This is a genomic window from Bradyrhizobium sp. USDA 3315 (assembly GCF_054056795.1).
Window position 1 is genome coordinate 5474454 of the sequence record NZ_JBSRYP010000001.1, and the last position, 17412, is coordinate 5491865.

16 protein-coding genes and 1 pseudogene are annotated in these 17412 nt (G+C 62.0%); 8 read left to right on the forward strand and 9 right to left on the reverse strand.

Translation table 11 applies throughout. The annotated features are described in order from the left end of the window. Positions 1-124: 124 nt before the first annotated feature. From ACVIYL_RS25430 to ACVIYL_RS25440, 3 genes are all read right to left on the reverse strand, one after another. Positions 125-1564, reverse strand: a complete 1440-nt coding sequence (locus tag ACVIYL_RS25430) for an IS1182 family transposase (protein WP_253607763.1) — start codon at positions 1562-1564, stop codon at positions 125-127. Positions 1565-1881: 317 nt separating this feature from the next. Then, entirely contained in the window at positions 1882-2169 is a 288-nt protein-coding gene (locus tag ACVIYL_RS25435; RefSeq protein WP_456780135.1) for a hypothetical protein, read from the reverse strand. A gap of 128 nt (positions 2170-2297) precedes the next feature. Next, positions 2298-2447, reverse strand: coding sequence for a hypothetical protein (locus ACVIYL_RS25440; RefSeq protein ID WP_456780136.1), 150 nt, complete (start codon positions 2445-2447; stop codon positions 2298-2300). A 133-nt stretch (positions 2448-2580) separates the two neighbouring features. Here ACVIYL_RS25440 and ACVIYL_RS25445 point away from each other — a divergent pair, with 133 nt between their 5' ends. Further along, entirely contained in the window at positions 2581-2877 is a 297-nt protein-coding gene (locus tag ACVIYL_RS25445; protein ID WP_069275481.1) for a cytosolic protein, read from the forward strand. Between the two features lie 787 nt (positions 2878-3664). On the opposite strand, the gene ACVIYL_RS25450 is transcribed toward ACVIYL_RS25445, so the two are convergent. Beyond that, positions 3665-4468, reverse strand: coding sequence for a hypothetical protein (locus tag ACVIYL_RS25450; RefSeq protein WP_456780137.1), 804 nt, complete (start codon positions 4466-4468; stop codon positions 3665-3667). 509 nt (positions 4469-4977) lie between these two features. Then, on the reverse strand, positions 4978-5460 hold the full coding sequence (gene bfr, locus ACVIYL_RS25455) for a bacterioferritin (RefSeq protein ID WP_456780138.1): 483 nt from the start codon (positions 5458-5460) through the stop codon (positions 4978-4980). Positions 5461-6578: 1118 nt separating this feature from the next. Here bfr and trbB point away from each other — a divergent pair. From trbB to ACVIYL_RS25485, 6 genes and pseudogenes are all read left to right on the forward strand, one after another. Beyond that, complete coding sequence (trbB, locus tag ACVIYL_RS25460; protein ID WP_456780139.1) at positions 6579-7559, forward strand: P-type conjugative transfer ATPase TrbB; 981 nt, start codon at positions 6579-6581, stop codon at positions 7557-7559. Further along, the gene (locus ACVIYL_RS25465; protein ID WP_456780140.1) at positions 7556-7882 is read left to right on the forward strand and encodes a TrbC/VirB2 family protein; all 327 of its coding nucleotides are present in this window, start codon (positions 7556-7558) and stop codon (positions 7880-7882) included. The genes trbB and ACVIYL_RS25465 overlap by 4 nt, the downstream gene beginning before the upstream one ends. Beyond that, positions 7882-8145: a VirB3 family type IV secretion system protein gene (locus ACVIYL_RS25470; RefSeq protein ID WP_456780141.1), complete on the forward strand. Its 264-nt coding sequence runs from the start codon at positions 7882-7884 to the stop codon at positions 8143-8145. The genes ACVIYL_RS25465 and ACVIYL_RS25470 overlap by 1 nt, the downstream gene beginning before the upstream one ends. Before the next feature lie 9 nt (positions 8146-8154). Next, a pseudogene (locus ACVIYL_RS25475) lies at positions 8155-8478 on the forward strand (conjugal transfer protein TrbE); the annotation flags it as partial. Positions 8479-8907: 429 nt separating this feature from the next. Continuing rightward, positions 8908-9690 (forward strand): YadA-like family protein, encoded by a 783-nt coding sequence (locus ACVIYL_RS25480; RefSeq protein WP_456781888.1) that lies wholly within the window; start codon positions 8908-8910, stop codon positions 9688-9690. A 59-nt stretch (positions 9691-9749) separates the two neighbouring features. After that, positions 9750-10493 carry an invasion associated locus B family protein gene (locus ACVIYL_RS25485; protein WP_456780142.1) on the forward strand — a complete coding sequence of 248 codons (744 nt, stop codon included), beginning with the start codon at positions 9750-9752 and terminating at the stop codon, positions 10491-10493. A 67-nt stretch (positions 10494-10560) separates the two neighbouring features. Here the strand turns inward: ACVIYL_RS25485 and ACVIYL_RS25490 are convergent, their stop codons facing one another. The 4 genes from ACVIYL_RS25490 to ACVIYL_RS25505 all read right to left on the reverse strand — a co-directional run bounded on the left by ACVIYL_RS25490 (position 10561) and on the right by ACVIYL_RS25505 (position 15972). Then, positions 10561-11454, reverse strand: a complete 894-nt coding sequence (locus ACVIYL_RS25490) for a 3'-5' exonuclease (RefSeq protein ID WP_456780143.1) — start codon at positions 11452-11454, stop codon at positions 10561-10563. A 233-nt stretch (positions 11455-11687) separates the two neighbouring features. Beyond that, a complete protein-coding gene (locus tag ACVIYL_RS25495; protein ID WP_076833912.1) occupies positions 11688-12116 on the reverse strand; it encodes a GlcG/HbpS family heme-binding protein in 429 nt (142 codons plus the stop codon). Then, positions 12109-15087 (reverse strand): FAD-binding and (Fe-S)-binding domain-containing protein, encoded by a 2979-nt coding sequence (locus ACVIYL_RS25500; protein ID WP_456780144.1) that lies wholly within the window; start codon positions 15085-15087, stop codon positions 12109-12111. Before ACVIYL_RS25500 ends, ACVIYL_RS25495 begins: the two co-directional genes overlap by 8 nt. 132 nt (positions 15088-15219) lie before the next feature. Beyond that, positions 15220-15972 (reverse strand): GntR family transcriptional regulator, encoded by a 753-nt coding sequence (locus ACVIYL_RS25505; RefSeq protein WP_456780145.1) that lies wholly within the window; start codon positions 15970-15972, stop codon positions 15220-15222. Between the two features lie 132 nt (positions 15973-16104). Here ACVIYL_RS25505 and ACVIYL_RS25510 point away from each other — a divergent pair, with 132 nt between their 5' ends. Beyond that, entirely contained in the window at positions 16105-17307 is a 1203-nt protein-coding gene (locus tag ACVIYL_RS25510) for a pyridoxal-phosphate-dependent aminotransferase family protein (protein ID WP_456780146.1), read from the forward strand. The last annotated feature ends 105 nt before the right edge of the window (positions 17308-17412 follow it).

The window sequence follows — 17412 nt, forward strand, 5'->3', positions numbered from 1 at the left end:
CGCTGGGCGAACCACTTCCGGTCTGGCCCGATGACCGAACGACCTCAGAGGTGGTCCGGCCTTCGCGTTTGGGTCTTGGTCGTGTAAAAACGCCAGTCCCGAGGCAGTCGGGACTGGATTGGTGTCATGCCGCGATCGCAGCCATCAGCGGCTTGATCCCGACGATGTTCATGACCCGTGTCAGATTGTAGGCCAGGACGGAGAGCGCCATTTCGGCCGCCACTTTCGGAAGCGTTTTGGTGAGGAAGTGTGTCGCTCCCATGCGGGCCTTCATGGTGCCGAACGGATGCTCGACAGTTTCGCGGCGCTGACGCATGGCGTGCGGGCTTGCATCAAGGCGCTGCTGCACAGCCTCGAGCAGATGCTCATGCTCCCATCGCGTAATCCGCCGTTCTGACCCAGGCGTGCATTGGGTCTTGAGCGAACAGCTTTGACAGGCCGTGGTCCAGTAGCGCCGCAGCACCTTGCTGTCTTCTTCATTCGTATAGCGATAGGATAGCCGCTCCCCGGCCGGGCAGCGATAGACGTCCTCCTCTGGCAAATAGGCAAAGTCCTGTTTACCGAAGCGTCCGTCTGCCTTAGCGCCGGACGTTAGCGGTTTGGGCAGAGTTACCGTGATGCCCGCTTCGTGGCATGCAAGGATCTCTGGGCTGTTGAAGTAGCCGCGATCGGCTACAGCTTCGAGCGTCTCAGTCTTCAGAACAGCCTTCGCCCGCTTGGCCATATTGGCAAGTTGTGCCCGATCCGAGCCGCTGTTCGTCACCTCGTGCGTCACAATCAGATGGTGTTCGGTGTCTACGGCGACCTGTACGTTGTAGCCGACAACACCAGAGCCGCGCCCGCTCGTCGCCATCGAGCGGCTGTCGGGGTCGGTCAGGGAGATTTGCTGGTCGGGTGACGCAAGCATCTGCTTCTCGTAGACGGCAAGCTTGCCCATTTCCTCCTTCAGTTTCGTCAGCTTCTCGGTAAGCCTCGTCACCTTCGTGGCCAGGGCCTCGGTCGGCTCCTGGCGGTCGGCCGTGTCAAGTTGGCTCAGATAGCGCGCGACGCTCTCCTCCAACTGAGCACGCCGTCGCTCCATCTTCGCGCGCGTGAAGTTCCTGTCCCGGTTGTTCACGGCCTTGAACTTGCTGCCATCGATGGCGACGCTCGCCGTCGCCAGCAGACCCATCTCTCGGCAGAGTTCGACGAAGCGCGCACATACCCTGCGCAGCGCCAGGCCGTTGTCCTTGCGGAAGTCCGCAATCGTCTTGTGATCGGGAGCGAGCCGACCCAGCAGCCACATCACCTCGACGTTGCGCCCGGCCTCTCGTTCCAGCCGCCGGCTCGACTGTACCCGGTTCAGATAACCGTAAATGTAAAGCTTCAGGAGCACCGAGGGATGGTACGACGGCCGACCGGTGGCCGCCGGCTCCACACCCTCAAAGCCCATCTCAGCCAAACCGAGCGCATCGACAAATACGTCGATCACGCGAACAGGGTTGCTCTCGTCAATGAAGTCATCGAGGCATTCGGGCAACAGCGACCGCTGTCCACGATCCGCCTCTTCAACGAAGCGCCTCATCGATTCCCCCAAAGAATCACAGGAGAATCATAACAGCAGCCCAGCGTTTTCACACAGCCAGGGTCAGCAGCGGACGTGCCGACGCTCCCGCCTGACGAAAAAGACTAAGTCCGCGCGTGCTCGTCGACAGCGACCTTGAGCACGAATGGCTTCGCGCGCCTGCGCTCCACATCGAACTCTGAGCGGCCCGTGTAATTGATATCCCGGCCATACATGTGCAGTGACATTGAAACGTCTTCTTGCCGAACGTCACAGCAGCTTCTCGACGCCATGCTCGCTCACGTTGCGGATCAGCGGCGCTTGCGATCAACTACGCATCATTCTATGTTCACCAAGACTTCCCCTGCGATAATTTCGGGGGCGCCAAGATGAAGGTCATGCATGCTTGCTTGAACAAACTGCAGGACCTTTTCGTTCGCCGCATTGGCGCTTTCGCGGTCCTCGAATATCATCACAGCGACACCAACGCCTTGGCCCCCATCCAATACATAATAAGATTTAAATCCGGGCGAATCCTTCAGGATCTGGCCGATGCCACTCTTGGCGCGGCGGGCAGCATCCGCAACCGAACGAACCTTGGTGTACTTTCTAACGAACATATACATCTGGCCACCCTTGCATCTCAATTCCGGTCCTGCGCATCAAAGCATATAGGGCCGCTGCTGGACTAGGGCCTGCTTCCGCGATGGTCCAATCGCGTCATTCCAGGCATGCCACTTCCAGACGAGCTCAGTTAGACAACCTCGGAGGCGGTGCGGAGTTGGTATTCGGCCATCTCTGAAGCGAACGTAATCATTCGATCGCTCGTCAGCGCCAGCTGGCAGGGAATGGCGGAATAGCGAGCCCTGGGCCGCGCGTCACCGGCCTCGATGCGATCGAGCATCTCAGGACCCAGGACGGTCCAAACAGTGCAGATCACGTCCACCGTGGAATCGTTATGAGCGGTGAACCGGCTTATACTGGGAGTATCCGGACTGGACATCCATGAAATCAGTCCAACCGCGAAGGAGGGTCCGATGAAAGCGCTTTTGCTGCTAACGGCGAGCGGTCCTCTGCTCATTCTCACGTCGCACGAGTCCGTACACGATCAGGAGCTTCTCGAGAAGCTCAAGCACAAGGGAATTGGCAAGTTCGTCGCATTTGAGGTTCCCGTGCCGCTCGCCAGGGAGCGCTACGGCGGGCATTTCCAAGCCGTCGAGAGCGATCTTCACGAGACCGATGATTTGAGAGTGCTCGACTTCAACGGTCAGCGGGCGTTTCAGCTCTTTCGTTTCGATGAACTCGGAGTACCGATTCTTCAAGAACAGCGGTGACCCGGCCTTGTCTCCATGCCTGATCCGAAAGTAGCCCGGGGATGGCTCGGCTACTCGACGGCGGTCGGCGCGTCTCTGCCGCCAAATGGCTGGTTCACCGCCTGCGGGCTGGCGCATTCGGAAGGGACTCCGTTGCTCCTCCACGAACTTCATTAGGGTTGAACGATTTGTAGCTACCAACGCAATGTTCCGTCAGTTGCCCGAGGGCCATTTTTTTCGGATCGGAGCGTGTCGACCGCTGAAGAGACATCACGCAGGAGCTTGTGGCGAAGTTTCAATCGACCGACTACTCGCAAATCCGGGACGTCAAATCCACCGCGCAAGCCATTCCGTTAAGGCGGCGAAGGACGGCTGGGAGGTATCCCTGGTCGTCGACAGCAGCGGTCAGCGCGTTTGCTCATCCACCCGCAGTTGGGGGCGCTTATGAGGTTCGCTGTGACCCTGATAGCGACGCAATCGAGGACCGCACTGCAGGTCCGAGTTGGGGCAATTCCGGACTCATGCACCGCGGCAGAGTGAGCCCCTCATTCGATAACCTCGTCGGCGCATTTTCGAACTTCGCAAATGCCTCCTCAAAATGGATCGGCGCTACGAAGTTCGAACCGGGACGAGGGTTAAAGCAGCCTGGGCGGCCGTCATACCCTTAGAACGGATCCCTCGGACGCTTAAACACTCTGGAAGCGTTCAACCCACAAAGCAGTCGAACGGCCTAGCTTTGAAAAAAGGGACGGATATTGGGTCGGTAGATCCTACTGATCGATGCAACAGCACCACTACTTCCTCTCAATTATTGTTCAACGAAGGCCTTCCATCTGTTCAACTGGAGGGGCCTCAGGGCGGTCAGTTCATCGTCCAGCTCGGCAATGCGTTTTGCAGCAGCGATCATTGCCGCCGCTGCACGATTGTAGTTGTCTGCAGTCATTTGAAACGGGAACACGAACTGACCGTCTTTCACTTTGTAGATCCCAAATTCCCTCAGCAGGAGCGTTACACACTTGTCATAGGTCTTGTAATATTCGGCGTATGCGGCCGACAATTCGGCCGCTACGGCAATTGTTTCGGTGTGCTGCGTATCGATCATGCTCATGAATCTGCGAATTGTGTCGTTTCCAACAAGGAGTGAGCGGGCCTCGTCTTCCAGTTTGCCGCGCTCGGATTTTACCAGAGCGGTATAGCGGGGCTCAAAGGTAGCGATACGACCCTCGGCGGCCTTCAGATCGCGAAGAATTGCGTCTAGATCACTGCGGCTGGAAGCTGGATCGATTGCTTTCGGGATTTCCTTTTGCTCGGCGCCGGTTAACAGCCTTCGAGCGGCAGCATTCATCTCGATCGCATCCAGACTTGCCAGTGCGATCATTTTCAGAATCACGTTCGAGGGATGTCGCTTTAGAGCTTGATCCAATTGTTCAGGATTGCTCACGTCGCGCATGACAACATAGGCGTCACTTTTTGAGATGGCTTCCTGATATCTCGACAAATCGCCCACAAAGTACAGCCCGCTGAAGCCAAGAATCGTGAACGCAAACAGCAACAATAGGCCGAGTGCCAGCCGTCTCGGCGTCTTCGCGCTTTGATCTACCGGCGATCCCACTACTCAGACTCCCGTCCGGGCAACGTTCGTTCATTTCATCGGTCGACTCCGAGGAGGTCAAGGTGACCAATGAAGTGAACCCCAGTCAACATCATCGACTTCACCGGGAAAATACGGTCAGGCATACGACCGAATAAGTTCGATGGAGGGGTGCTCTGGACCGTAGCTGTCGGCAAACCAAGCGGCTCCAACTGAGCGAGCGCGCGCGGACCGACTTGAATGTCAGCGTCGATCGGCTCGGAAGCGTGACATCGATCCTCACTGACTAAGCGATTACACAACTTGGCCGGACGGTCACCGAAGCGCTGGCGAAGCTGAGAGATTGCTCTTCCAGCGCAGGCCAAATGGCGCCTGACCGCCCCCTCAGAAACAAGACGGTCGCTGTCAGCAAGCTACAAAAGAAAATTGACATAGCGCCGCTATGGGTCAAAAGCGCCGCAGGGCAAGCGGCTTGTTATTTCCGGTCTAGCTCGAGAAGCAGACCGTTTGGGGGGGGCGTCGTTAGCACCTCAGTCCTTGTCGAGTTCTCCCATACGACGCTGGGCATATAGCTCGAGGCCGATCCTCGCAACGAGGTCGATCTGGGTTTCGAGAAAGTCGATGTGCTCTTCCTCATCGTGCATGAGTTCCTCAAACAGATCTCGTGTCACGTAGTCTTTGACCTGATGGCAATGGGTCGCGGCTTCAGCGTAAAGGGAGTGCGCCGACAACTCGGCTTGCAAGTCGCTATCGAGCACGGCCTTCACGCTCTTCCCGATATGAAGGGATTCCAGCGTCTGCATATTGGGAGATCCATCGAGGAAGATGATGCGTTCGATGAGCCTGTCGGCATGTTGCATCTCTTCAATTGATTCCTTGCGCCACGTCTTCGCCAGCACCTTGTAGCCCCAATTGTCGAGCAGGCGGTAATGTAGCCAGTACTGGTTCACCGCAGTGAGCTCGTGACGCAGCGCTCTATTGAGGTATTCGATAGCCGTCTTGTCGCCCTTCATGCTCAGCTCCTTTCGCGGGTGTCGAACCGCATGGTGGTGTGGGCGGCTGGAACTTAATGCCTGACCAGGACGATGGAGAGTTTAGCGCGTCTGTGCTTGCGGTTCGAGCAGTTTGGGGCACCTAGCGTTCGCCGTCGGTGGAGTCCCGCCGCGGTTCGCTACTATGCATGATCCAATGTGAAGCTGAACACCGATAACAAGGGCGCGCTTGCGCAACTCTCCTCCGTGGGCTGGCTATGACGCCACCGACGGCTCGACGCGAGCTGTGTCACCACCGTCTGCTTGACGTAGAAAACTGCCTGGAGCGCAAACGGCGTCACTCGAGCACCCAATATCGACCAATCGCCGACGTAGCGCCAGGCGCGGCGACCGGAGCCAGTTTGGTCCTGATTTGATCGGTAAGCACCCTTATTTGATCAACCGGCCGCTTTCGCAAGCAAGTAGTCTCGCTCCCTTGGCATCCCCCACGTTCCGAGCGTGGTGGTCCCGCCTGATGTGCTGCTCAGGCCTAATAGCCCCGGCTGGCGCACGTCAGGCGGGTTCTGCTGTTAATGGTCAGGCTCCACAGATGGCGGCCCCGACTGCGGACACCGGCGATCGCCCCGTGCCCCTGGCTTGGGCTATGTGCGGGCCTTGCGTCCGCTGAAGTCTTCGGCTTGCCAGCTCTTTCCCGCTTCAATACGGGGCGCGTCGTCGCAGCCTTTGCCGGGCAATTACCTGACCGAGGCGAACTATCGTAGACTTGGTCATTTGTGTGTGTCTCTCTCTCTATACGTCGACGCGGCGCACGCATGATCCTCGCGATGACGCCTGCGGGAGTTCAGGGGCAAGAGCTTGCTTCGGCGCCGACAATGTTGGCGGGTATCCGGTGGTGCGCAACGCGGTTGCAGGCTGCCGCGATCGCCCGACCTGCGTCGATCAGGTTGTGGCTCCGCGCCAATGCTTCCGCCCCTTGGGTTGGAGTGCATGGTCCCGTCTCCGATCGAGCTCATGGTCTCCGCAGAGTTTTCTTTTTCCACGCTACGCTACGATCGTCGTGAGCGCCTTGTTGCACGAAGGGAGTGGTGGCTCTTCTATCCATCCCCATCTGAGGGCGCGGTCTGATCCGCCCTCGATAGATGGGTGCGGCAGTGACATTCCAGTCCTTTCAGTCGGAGGCGGTTTCGCGCGGCGCACGCATGCTCCGCAGCGCGCTGGGACCCGCGATCGCGCGCTATCTCGACGACATTGCGGTCGTCGAGGTGATGTTGAACCCGGATGGCCGGCTGTGGATCGACCGGCTGGCGGGCGGACTGTCGGAAACCGGCGAGCAGCTCTCGGCCGCCGATGGCGAGCGCATCATTCGCCTGGTGGCGCATCATGTCGGCAGCGAGGTCCACGCCGCATCTCCGCGTATTTCTGCAGAATTGCCTGAAACTGGAGAACGGTTTGAAGGTCTGTTGCCGCCTGTCGTGGCTGCGCCCGCCTTCGCAATTCGCAAACCTGCAGTCGCCGTATTTACACTCGATGACTATGCGGCCTCGCGCATCATGACCTCAGACCAGGCGGAAGCACTGCGGCGGGCGGTGGCCGCGCGGAGGAACATCCTGGTCGCGGGCGGAACCTCAACGGGCAAAACGACGCTCACCAATGCGCTTCTTGCGGAAGTCGCCAAGACCAGCGATCGCGTGGTGCTGATCGAGGATACTCGGGAACTGCAGTGCAAGGCGCCGAACCTGGTTGCGCTGCGCACCAGGGACGGGGTGGTCTCGCTCTCGGATCTCGTGCGGTCGTCGCTCCGCTTGCGGCCGGATCGCATTCCGATCGGCGAGGTCCGCGGCGCAGAAGCGCTCGACCTACTCAAGGCCTGGGGCACTGGTCACCCCGGCGGCATTGGCACCATTCACGCCGGTACCGCGCTCGGCGCGCTGCGGCGACTGGAGCAGCTGATCCAGGAAGCTGTCATCACGGTACCGCGCGCCCTGATTGCCGAGACCATCAACATCATTGCCGTGCTTTCCGGCCGCGGCGCCGAGCGTCGCCTCGCCGAGCTCGCGCGCGTCGACGGGCTCGGAGCAACCGGCGACTACAGCCTCTCACCAGCAGGAGATCTCATATGAGCTTTCGAATCTCGCTTCCACCGCGTGCGCTCCCGGTGGCTGTAACGGCAACGGTCCTGTTCGCGACTGCGCCAGCCTGGGCAGCCGGCTCGAACATGCCCTGGGAGCAGCCGCTTAATCAGATCCTGCAATCGGTGGAGGGACCGGTCGCGAAGATCATCGCCGTGATCATCATCATCGTCACGGGGCTGACGCTTGCGTTTGGCGATACGTCAGGCGGTTTTCGCAGGATGATCCAGATCGTATTCGGGCTGTCGATCGCCTTTGCGGCATCGAGCTTCTTCCTCTCGTTCTTCTCCTTCGGCGGCGGGGTGGTGGTCTGATGGATCAATTCGTCGCAGGCTTTGTCGCGCCCGTGCATCGCTCGCTGACCGAACCGATCCTGATGGGCGGTGCACCGCGGTCGGTTGCGATCGTGAATGGAACGCTTGCCGTCGCAGTTGGGCTTGGCCTGCGGCTCTGGATTGCCGGCCTTCTCCTCTGGCTCATCGGCCACATGGCAGCGGTCTGGGCCGCCAAACGCGATCCGGCCTTCGTTGAGGTCGTGCGCCGCCACCTTCGTGTTCCCGGACATCTTTGCGTTTGAGCTCGCTCCATGATGAATCTTTCCGAGTATCGCCGGTCCAGCACCCGTCTTGCCGATTTCCTGCCCTGGGCAGCTCTGGTCGGCGAGAGCGTCATCCTGAACAAGGACGGCTCGTTGCAGCGGACCGCCGGATTCCGCGGGCCGGATCTCGAAAGCGCCGTACCCGCCGAACTCGTGGCTATCGCCGGCCGCCTCAACAACGCCTTGCGCCGCCTGGGCTCGGGCTGGGCCGTCTTCGTCGAGGCGCAGCGCCATGCGGCCGGAGCCTATCCCTCATGCTCCTTTCCGGATGTGGCATCCGCATTGGTCGATGCCGAGCGCCGGGCACAGTTCTCTGCACCGGCAATGGCGCAGGTCCAACACGGCGTGGTAACACCGGCAGTGCAGAAATTTCGGCCGCCCGGCGGCTGCACAGACCAGCTCAGGCAGCAGTGGAAGGCGATGGGCGGCGAACTGGACTGCGCCGAACAGAAGCCGGTGCCGGTGCCGGCCCCACCCGCGACTGCACAATCGATCCCGGCCCCGCAGCCGGTGTCGACGCCGCAGCCGGTGATCCAACCTCCAAGTCCGAAGGACATTGTCACGTCCAATAATGATAATCTCGGCAGATCGACAGCTTCGACCTTCGGAGGAGGGGCCATCTTTGACCCCACGACCGGACAGGTTACTCACTTTTCGACACTCGTGAACGGAATGCCCTCCACCAATGTCGGCGGCGCGCTCGAAGCGATCGAGCAGCAGATTGCCACGATGAGCTCCTCCATGATCAACGACATCGGAAGCGGCGCGGTCGGGCTGGTCCGGCAGAGGGACCCAACAGCGGCCGTGACCATAGCTGCCAAGACGGGTGGCAAGCTCGTCGATCTGACCGGCAGCGACGGCCGTCGGACCTTGACGGGCATCACAAATGGCATTGTCTCAGCGCAATCGTCTGATGCGCTCACGGGGCAGCAGCTGTACCGGTCAGCCGATTCGGTCGCGACCTGGCTTGGCGGGGGCTCGCACGTCAATTCCGACGGAACCGTGTCGCAGCCCTCGTATACGATCCTCGGGAGCACCTATCATGACGTCGCCTCTGCCTTGAATGCTGCGTCTGTGAACAGCATCCGATATGACGTCGCAGCAGACGGTCATCGCCTGAATTCGGTAACTTTGCAGGGCGGCTCTCCCGGCGCTGTAGCACTGCACAATGTGGCCGCGGGTACCGCGGCGAACGATGCGACCAACCTGAAGCAACTGAATGATGGTCTCGCCGCGCTGGGCACTGAAGACCGGATGTATACAGATCGAAAGGTGGCCGCGGTGGACCGGCGCGCGCGAGCGGCTGGTTCGGCAGCGATGGCAGCGGCGGGACTTGCGTTCTCGGATGAGGCCAAAGGCGACCGCTCCGTAGCAATCGCGGTCGGCGCTTTCCGGGACTCAGTCTCATTGGCGGGAGGTCTTGCCTACCGCGCGAGTGATGCGGTGCGCCTCAAGGCAAGTGTGTCCTACACGCCGGACACGGGCGACGTTGGAGCTTCCGGCTCAATCGGCGTCAGATTCTGACCTCCTCGGCGCAGCACCATTGTCGCTCGAATCCGCCGCCATCAATCCGGAAACAAGCCATGCCCAGATCACGCTTGCCTCGTGTTGCTGCTTGGCTCTTGCCATTGGCCTTGGCCGGCTTGTCGGCGGCGATCGCGTCCGACCCTGCACCCCGGCCTTCGAGCCAGACTGGAGCGGCCCCTGCCAGCATTGTATCCGAGCCGACAAAGGCAACTTCGCTTGGATTCGAGTGGGCGAGCGTCTTCGCGCCAGGAAAATCGGCCGCGGCGGGCGACTACACCCGCACGATCAGGCCTTTCTTCGATTGGACCCAGGTTTGCGATGAGATCCGCAACGCCCGGCGCATCTGCTATCTGGAAACGATCTCGCACGGTGATGCCGCGCGATTGAACTGGCGTATCGCGCTCACCAAGGATGGACGATCAATGGCGCTGATCATGCTGCCACGCGACAGCAGCGTGGAGGTCGGTGTCACGGTCTCCTTTGGCGGCTTCACGCGCGTCGTCAAGCCGCTGATCTGCGACCAGGCGCTATGTGCCGCAACGTTTCCTGCGGACGCTGCTTTGATCTCGTTGCTGGGGCGTGAGGACCGCGCCACGATCGTGTTCGAGCGAGTTGGCAAACCCATCACGATGATGGCGAGCTTGCGGGGCCTAATGTTGGCACTGACGGATCTTTCGCAGTCGGTGGCTCCTGCCACCCCGGCACGCCCTCCAGCAGCGAAGCGCGTTGCGCGCCGGACATCGACCGAAGCCGTTGCTGCCACCCAAGGCGACGGCGGCCCCTGGAAGGGCATCCGATAACGCTTCACCTGATAACTCCCACATGGTCAACGTTCGTGCTGGAGCGTTTTTTGCGCTCGAAAGCGCCCTATGCCCTCGCTGAAAAGCGGTCGAATGCGGTGAGTGTCTGGATCCGCACCTCAACTTCCCTCTGATAGATCGTGCTCTGCAGATATTCGATCTCGGCTGTCTGATTGGGCTCATCGACGTCAATGTACCAGGACCGCGGCCGGCCATCGGCGCCGTCGCTCCAGCGATAGCCGCGGCGCTTGAGCTCGTCCTTGAGCTCGAACGGCGACTGCTCAGCCCAGACCCGGATCGTCTTGCGGCGGGCTCGCTCGAGCAGCACGGAGAGCACGGTGCGATCGAGCTGGGGCAGGGTCATGGCGAGGATTTCGAGCAGCGCCAGGCAATCGTCGACCGCCCGGTGGGCCTCGTGAAACAGCCCGGCTTTCATCAGGAGATAGGACAGGCGCGATCCCTCGAAGCCAAGGCCGCGCCATTCGACCTCGCTCACCGAGCAGGCCCAGGCCTTCTGCGTCAACAGGGGTGCATAGCGCTCCATGAACTTGCGATCGAAGCCGGCATTGTGGGCGATGACCACGACCGCATCGGAGACGAAGGCGTTGATGCGCTCCTCATCGAGGCCGTGGTCCTTGACCATCTCGTCGGTGATACCGGTCAGCGCCGTGATCTCGATGGGAATTGCGATCGACGGCTGATTGAAGCAACTGAAAGTATCGATGACCCGGCCGATCCTTCCGTCGGAAAGATAGGTGAACTTGACCATCCCGAGCTCGATGATCTCGTCTTTGGCCGTATCGAGTCCGGTGGTTTCGACATCGAGCAGGATTGCGATCTTGGTCGATTGCCCGTCGCTTGGAGCAAATTCGGAGCGGGGAACGAGCCGCCGCAGCACCCGGTAATCGGGTGACTGCTCCAGCATGCCGGCGATCTCGGCAAGAGTCGGTTGAACGATCATATTGGGCCGTGTGAGAACATTGAGCTTGTTTGATAGCTCGCAAGTCTATCCGATCGGATCGGGCCTCGCATCGCAGCCGCTGTGGATAGGTCATTGGTGCGCGGAGATTCCCGGCGGCAGGAAGGACTTCTCCCGTGGAACCGGATTGACGATCCGGTCGGTCATCGTCCTAAAATTGAAGCTGTACTTGTTTGAACCAAGCGGCGAGAGCGGCGAAGACCAAACAGTTGTTGTCATCCGATATTGGCCTTCAGGCCGGCAGCTTCGATGCCGGCCACGGCGCAGATCTCGTCATTGTCCGAGGTGTCGCCGCTGACGCCGACGGCGCCGAGCAGGGAAGAACCGTCCATGATCAGCACGCCGCCGGGGACCGGCACCAGCCGGCCCTGCGCCAACGTGTTCACGGAATCGATGAAATAGGCCTGCTCCTGGGCGCGCTGAAACAGCGCCCGCGATCCCATCCCGAGCGCCAGCGCGCCATAGGCCTTGCCATGGGCGATCTCGGCCCGCATCAGGCTGGTGCCGTCCTGTGCCGCCGTCACCTTCACCGCGCCGCGCGCGTCGAGGATGGTGACGACCAGCGGCTTGAACTTCTTCTCGACCCCCTTGGCCAGCGCGGCATCCAGAATCTTGCGGGCAGTTTCGAGAGTGAGCTCAGCCATGGGCCTTTTCCTTTGTCGGCAATGATTGATCGGATTGCGATTTCGCACGTTTCAGGCTCATCGCCAATACGCTGGCGACATGTAGCGGCGTGCGCCCGCTGCCGTCCTTGATCTGGTGCCGACAGGAGGTGCCGTCGGCCACGATCAGGGTGTCCGGATCGGCGCTGCGAACCGTTGGCAGTAGCGACAGCTCGGCCATCTCGATCGAGGCCTGATAGGTGTCTGCGCCGTAGCCGAACGCGCCGGCCATGCCGCAGCAGCTCGACTCGATGGTCTTGACGTCGAGGCCCGGTACCAGGCGCAGCACCTTCTCCACCGGCTTGAACGCGCCGAAGGATTTTTGGTGGCAATGACCGTGCACCGCGGCCTTGCCGGCGACCGCGCCGAGCGGCAAGGCGAGCCGCCCGGCCTCGGCCTCGCGCACCAGAAATTCCTCGAACAGCAGCGCGTGCGCGCTGACGGTCTTGGCGGCCTCATCCGAACGCAGCGACAGCAGCTCGTCGCGCAGGGTCAGCAGGCAGCTTGGCTCGAGACCAATGATCGGCACGCCGCGGGCCGCGAACGGGACATAGGTCGCAACCAGCCGGTCAAGCTCGGCGCGAGCCTGCTCAACCAGTCCGGCCGACAGGAACGTTCGCCCGCAGCACGGCGGCCGCCCGCCGTCCGATGGCCTCGGCAGATGCACGCGATAGCCGCCGGCGACAAGCACCTCGATCGCGGCGTCGAGATTCTCGCGCTCGTAGCCGCGGTTGAACGTGTCGGCGAACAGCACCACTTCGCGGCCGTCGGCTGGACCCAGCACCTCGGCGTCCGGCCGGAAGGTGTCGCGGCGAAACGCCGGCAGCGCGCGCTTGGCGCTGATCCCGGCGAGCCTCTCGAACAGGCTGCGCAACAGTGGGCTGCGGTTGCGCCAGTTCGCGATCGGCGCAAAGCGCGAGGCGAGATCGACGTAGCGCGGCAGATAGCCGACCAGCCGGTCGCGCAGCGAGAAGCCGTGCGTCGCGGCGCGCGCGGCCAGCACCTCGATCTTCATCTTGGCCATGTCGACGCCGGTCGGGCATTCATGGCGGCACGCCTTGCAGGAAACGCAGAGTTTTAGCGTCTCCATCATCTCGTCGGAGGCGAGCGCGTCCGCACCCAGCTGGCCTGAGATCGCGAGCCGCAACGTATTGGCGCGGCCGCGGGTGACGTCCTTCTCATTGCGCGTGGCACGATACGACGGGCACATCACGCCGCCTTCGAGCTTCCGGCAGGCGCCGTTGTTGTTGCACATCTCGACGGCACCCTGGAAGCCGCCGCCGGCGCCGGGATAGGCCGACCAGTCCAGCACCGTCTTCAATTCGCCGACGCGATAATCCGGCGAAAAACGAAACAGCGAACGGTCGTCCATCCTGGGCGGATCGACGATCTTGCCCGGGTTGAGCGTGTTGGTCGGATCGAAGCGCTGCTTGACCTCGCGGAAATCGGCCACGATGCGCTGCCCGAACATCGCCTCGTGGAATTCCGAGCGCACCAGTCCGTCGCCGTGCTCGCCGGAATGCGAGCCCTTGTATTCGCGCACCATCGCGAAGGCTTCCTCGGCAATGGCGCGCATCGCCTTGACGTCCTTCTCGAGCTTGAGATTGAGCACCGGGCGCACATGCAGGCAGCCTTCGGAGGCATGCGCATACATCGTGCCGCGGGTGCCGTGCCTGGCGAACACGGCATTGAGCCGCTCGGTGTAATCGGCGAGATGCGGCAGCGGCACCGCGCAATCCTCGACGAACGAGACCGGCTTGCCCTCCTGCTTCATCGACATCATGACGTTGAGGCCGGCGGCGCGGAAATCGGCGATGCCGGTCTGCAGCGCGGGCTCGACGATCTCGACCACGCCGCCCCATTTGCGCTGCGGCTTGTCCCACCCGAAGCCGAGGTCGGCCATCAGTTCGCCGAGCTGCCTGAGGCGGGCGAGGTTGTCGGCCTGGTCCTCTTCGGCGAACTCGACCACCAGGATGGCGTCCGGATCGCCGCGCACGGCAGCCGAGATGATCGGCTGGAACATCGCGATCTCGCGGCCGAGCGCGATCATGGTGCGGTCGACCAACTCCACGGCAATGGGCCGCAGCTTGACCAGATGCTGGGCCGCATCCATCGCCTCGTAGAAGCTGCCGAAATGGCAGACGCCGAGCGCCTTGTTGCGGATGACCGGCCACAGCTTCAGCTCGACCTGTGTCGTGAAGGCGAGCGTCCCTTCCGAGCCGACCAAAAGATGCGCCAGGTTGTTCGGCGCGTTGCGCGGCACCAGCGCGTCGAGATTATAGCCGCCGACGCGGCGCTGCACCTTGGGGAATTTGTCGGCGATCTCGAGCGCCTCGCGCTCGCCGAGATCGAGCATGTCGCGAAACAGCTTCAGTCCGCTGTCGGACGAATTGACCCGCGTCAGGTCGCGCGGCACCTCGCCGAAATGCAGCAGCGTGCCGTCGGCCAGCGCGGCATCCATCGACAGCGTGTTGTCGCGCATCGTGCCGTAGCGCAGCGAGCGGCCGCCGCAGGAATTGTTGCCGGCCATGCCGCCGATCGTGGCGCGCGATGCGGTCGAGACGTCGACCGGAAACCACAGCCCGTGCTTCCTGAGTTGGCGGTTGAGATCGTCGAGCACGATGCCGGGCTCGACCACGCAGGTCCGATGCTCGACGTCGAGCGAGATGATCCGGTTCAGATGCTTGGACAGGTCAACCACGATGCCGTCATTGACGGTCTGGCCGCATTGCGAGGTGCCGCCGCCGCGCGGGGTGACGATCCGCCCGGCGTCGCGGACGATCGCGAGCGTCCGCAGCGCCTCGTCGACGGTTCGCGGCACCACCACGCCGGCCGGCATGATCTGGTAGAACGAGGCGTCGGTCGCGTAGCGGCCGCGGTTGAAGGCGTCGAAAAACACGTCGCCGGCCAGTTCGGACCGCAGGCGCTGTTCGAGCGAGGTGGCGTTCTTCATCCCAGATCCGATGTGATCCATGACGCGACCGAGGTCGCCCATCGATTATGCATTCTTTCGACGCGAGAATTACATTATGAATTCATAATGGGCAAGGATAGCTGCTCTCCAGCTATCCCTTAGCTGGCCCCTTTAGTCGTTCTGGGGCGTCGTCTCCAGGCCGCTGTCCGGCCCCTCCGCCAGGTGATCGATGGCGGCGGCCCGCTTGTTGCGCAGGTGGTGGAACAGGATGTCGCTGAGCTCGCTTGCCGCGCGCCGGCGCAACGCATCGAGGATCGCCTCGTGCTCGCGCATCGCCTCTGCCCAGCGCTGCCGCTTGCGGGCGAAATTGGCGGAATAGCGGACGCGGCGGATCCGGCCGGCGAAGTTGGCGTAGGTCGCCTTCAGCGTCTCGTTGCGCGCGGCCGCAACGATGCTCTCGTGGATTTGCTGGTTGGTCTGGAAATAGCCGTGCATGTCGCGGTGCAGGTAATGGCCGTACATCTCGTAATGCAGGCGCTCGATCGCGACGATTTCTTCGTCGGTGATGATCTCGCATGCCAGTCGTCCGGCGAGGCTCTCGAGCCCGGCCATGACGTCGAACAATTCCTCGAGGTCGCGCGGGCTGAGCCGGCGCACCCGCGCGCCGCGGTTGGGCAAGAGCTCGATCAGGCCCTCGGCAGCCAGCACCTTGAGCGCTTCGCGCAGCGGCGTCCTTGAGATCCCCAGCATCTCGCAGAGCTGCCGTTCGGGAACGCGGGCGCCCTCGGGAATGTTGCCCTCCACCACATAGTCGCGGAGCCGCAGCAGGATCTCGCCGTGAAGCGAGGCCTCCTGGCGGTCGCTGCCATTGCCGGCGGCGGGCGGGGTAATCGGAACCCCGGCTTCGGGAATCGCGGATTTCATATTCTGAACAATAATTTGCCGGCGCGGTCGCGTCGATGCTCTCGATCGAATACCAAAATTGGATTGAAAAGACAAAAAATGAATGCAAAATAGCTCACCGAGGAGCCGAAATCCGGCGATTGGGAGGTTCTCATGCATCAAGGGCGCCATTTTCTGCAGATTCCGGGGCCAAGCCCGGTCCCGGATCGCATTCTTCGCGCGATGGACATGCCGGTCATCGACCACCGCAGCGCCGAATTCGCCGCGCTCGGCCGTGCGGTCCTCGAGGGTAGCCAGAAGGTGTTTCAGACCAGGGGTTCGGTGGTGATCTTCCCGTCATCCGGGACCGGCGCCTGGGAAGCCGCGATCGTCAACACCCTGTCGCCGGGCGACAAGGTCCTGATGGTCGAGACCGGCCACTTCGCCACCCTGTGGCGGCAAATGGCCGGCCGCTTCGGCATCGAGGTGGATTTCATGCCCGGCGATTGGCGCCGTGGCGCCGACCCCGCCCAGATTGAAGTAAGGCTTGCCGCCGACACCGCGCACAGCATCAAGGCTGTGATGGTCGTCCACAACGAGACCTCGACCGGCGCGACCAGCCGGATCGCGGACATCCGTGCCGCGATCGACCGCACCGCGCATCCGGCGCTCTTGATGGTCGATACCATTTCCTCGCTCGGCTCGGTCGATTACCGGCACGACGAGTGGAAGGTCGACGTCAGCGTCAGCTGCTCGCAGAAGGGCTTCATGCTGCCGCCGGGCCTCGGCTTCAACGCCATCTCGGAGCAGGCGCGCGCCGCGTCGCGCACCAACAAGATGCCGCGCTCCTATTTCGACTGGGAGGAAATGCTGAAGCCGAACGCCAAGGGCTTCTTCCCCTACACGCCGGCGACGAACCTGCTCTACGGGCTTCGCGAGGCGATCGCGATGCTGCTGGAGGAGGGGCTCGACAACGTGTTCGCCCGCCATCAGCGGCTGGCCGCCGCGACGCGCGCCGCCGTCAATCAGTGGGGGCTCGAGGTGCTGTGCCAGGAGCCTTCGGAATTCTCGCCGGTGCTGACCGCGGTGATGATGCCGCCCGGCCATGATGCCGATCAGTTCCGCAAGGTCGTGCTCGACAATTTCAACATGTCGCTGGGTGCCGGCCTGTCGAAGGTCGCGGGCAAGGTGTTCCGTATCGGTCATCTCGGCGAGTGCAACGAGCTGACGCTGCTTGGCGCGCTGACGGGCGTCGAGATGGGGCTGTCGGTCGCCGGCGTCCCGCATCGCCCGGGCGGCGTCGAGGCCGCGATGCGGCTTCTCGAGCAGCGCGACCAGCGCAACGCGTCGTCGCATCTGAAGGTGGTCAGCACTTAGAGCGTTTTCGAGCGAAGTGGACGCCGGTTCGCGTGAAGAAAACGCGTCAACAAAAACCTAGAGCTTCGGTTCTGATTCAATCAGAACCAGAAGCTCTGGCAGCCA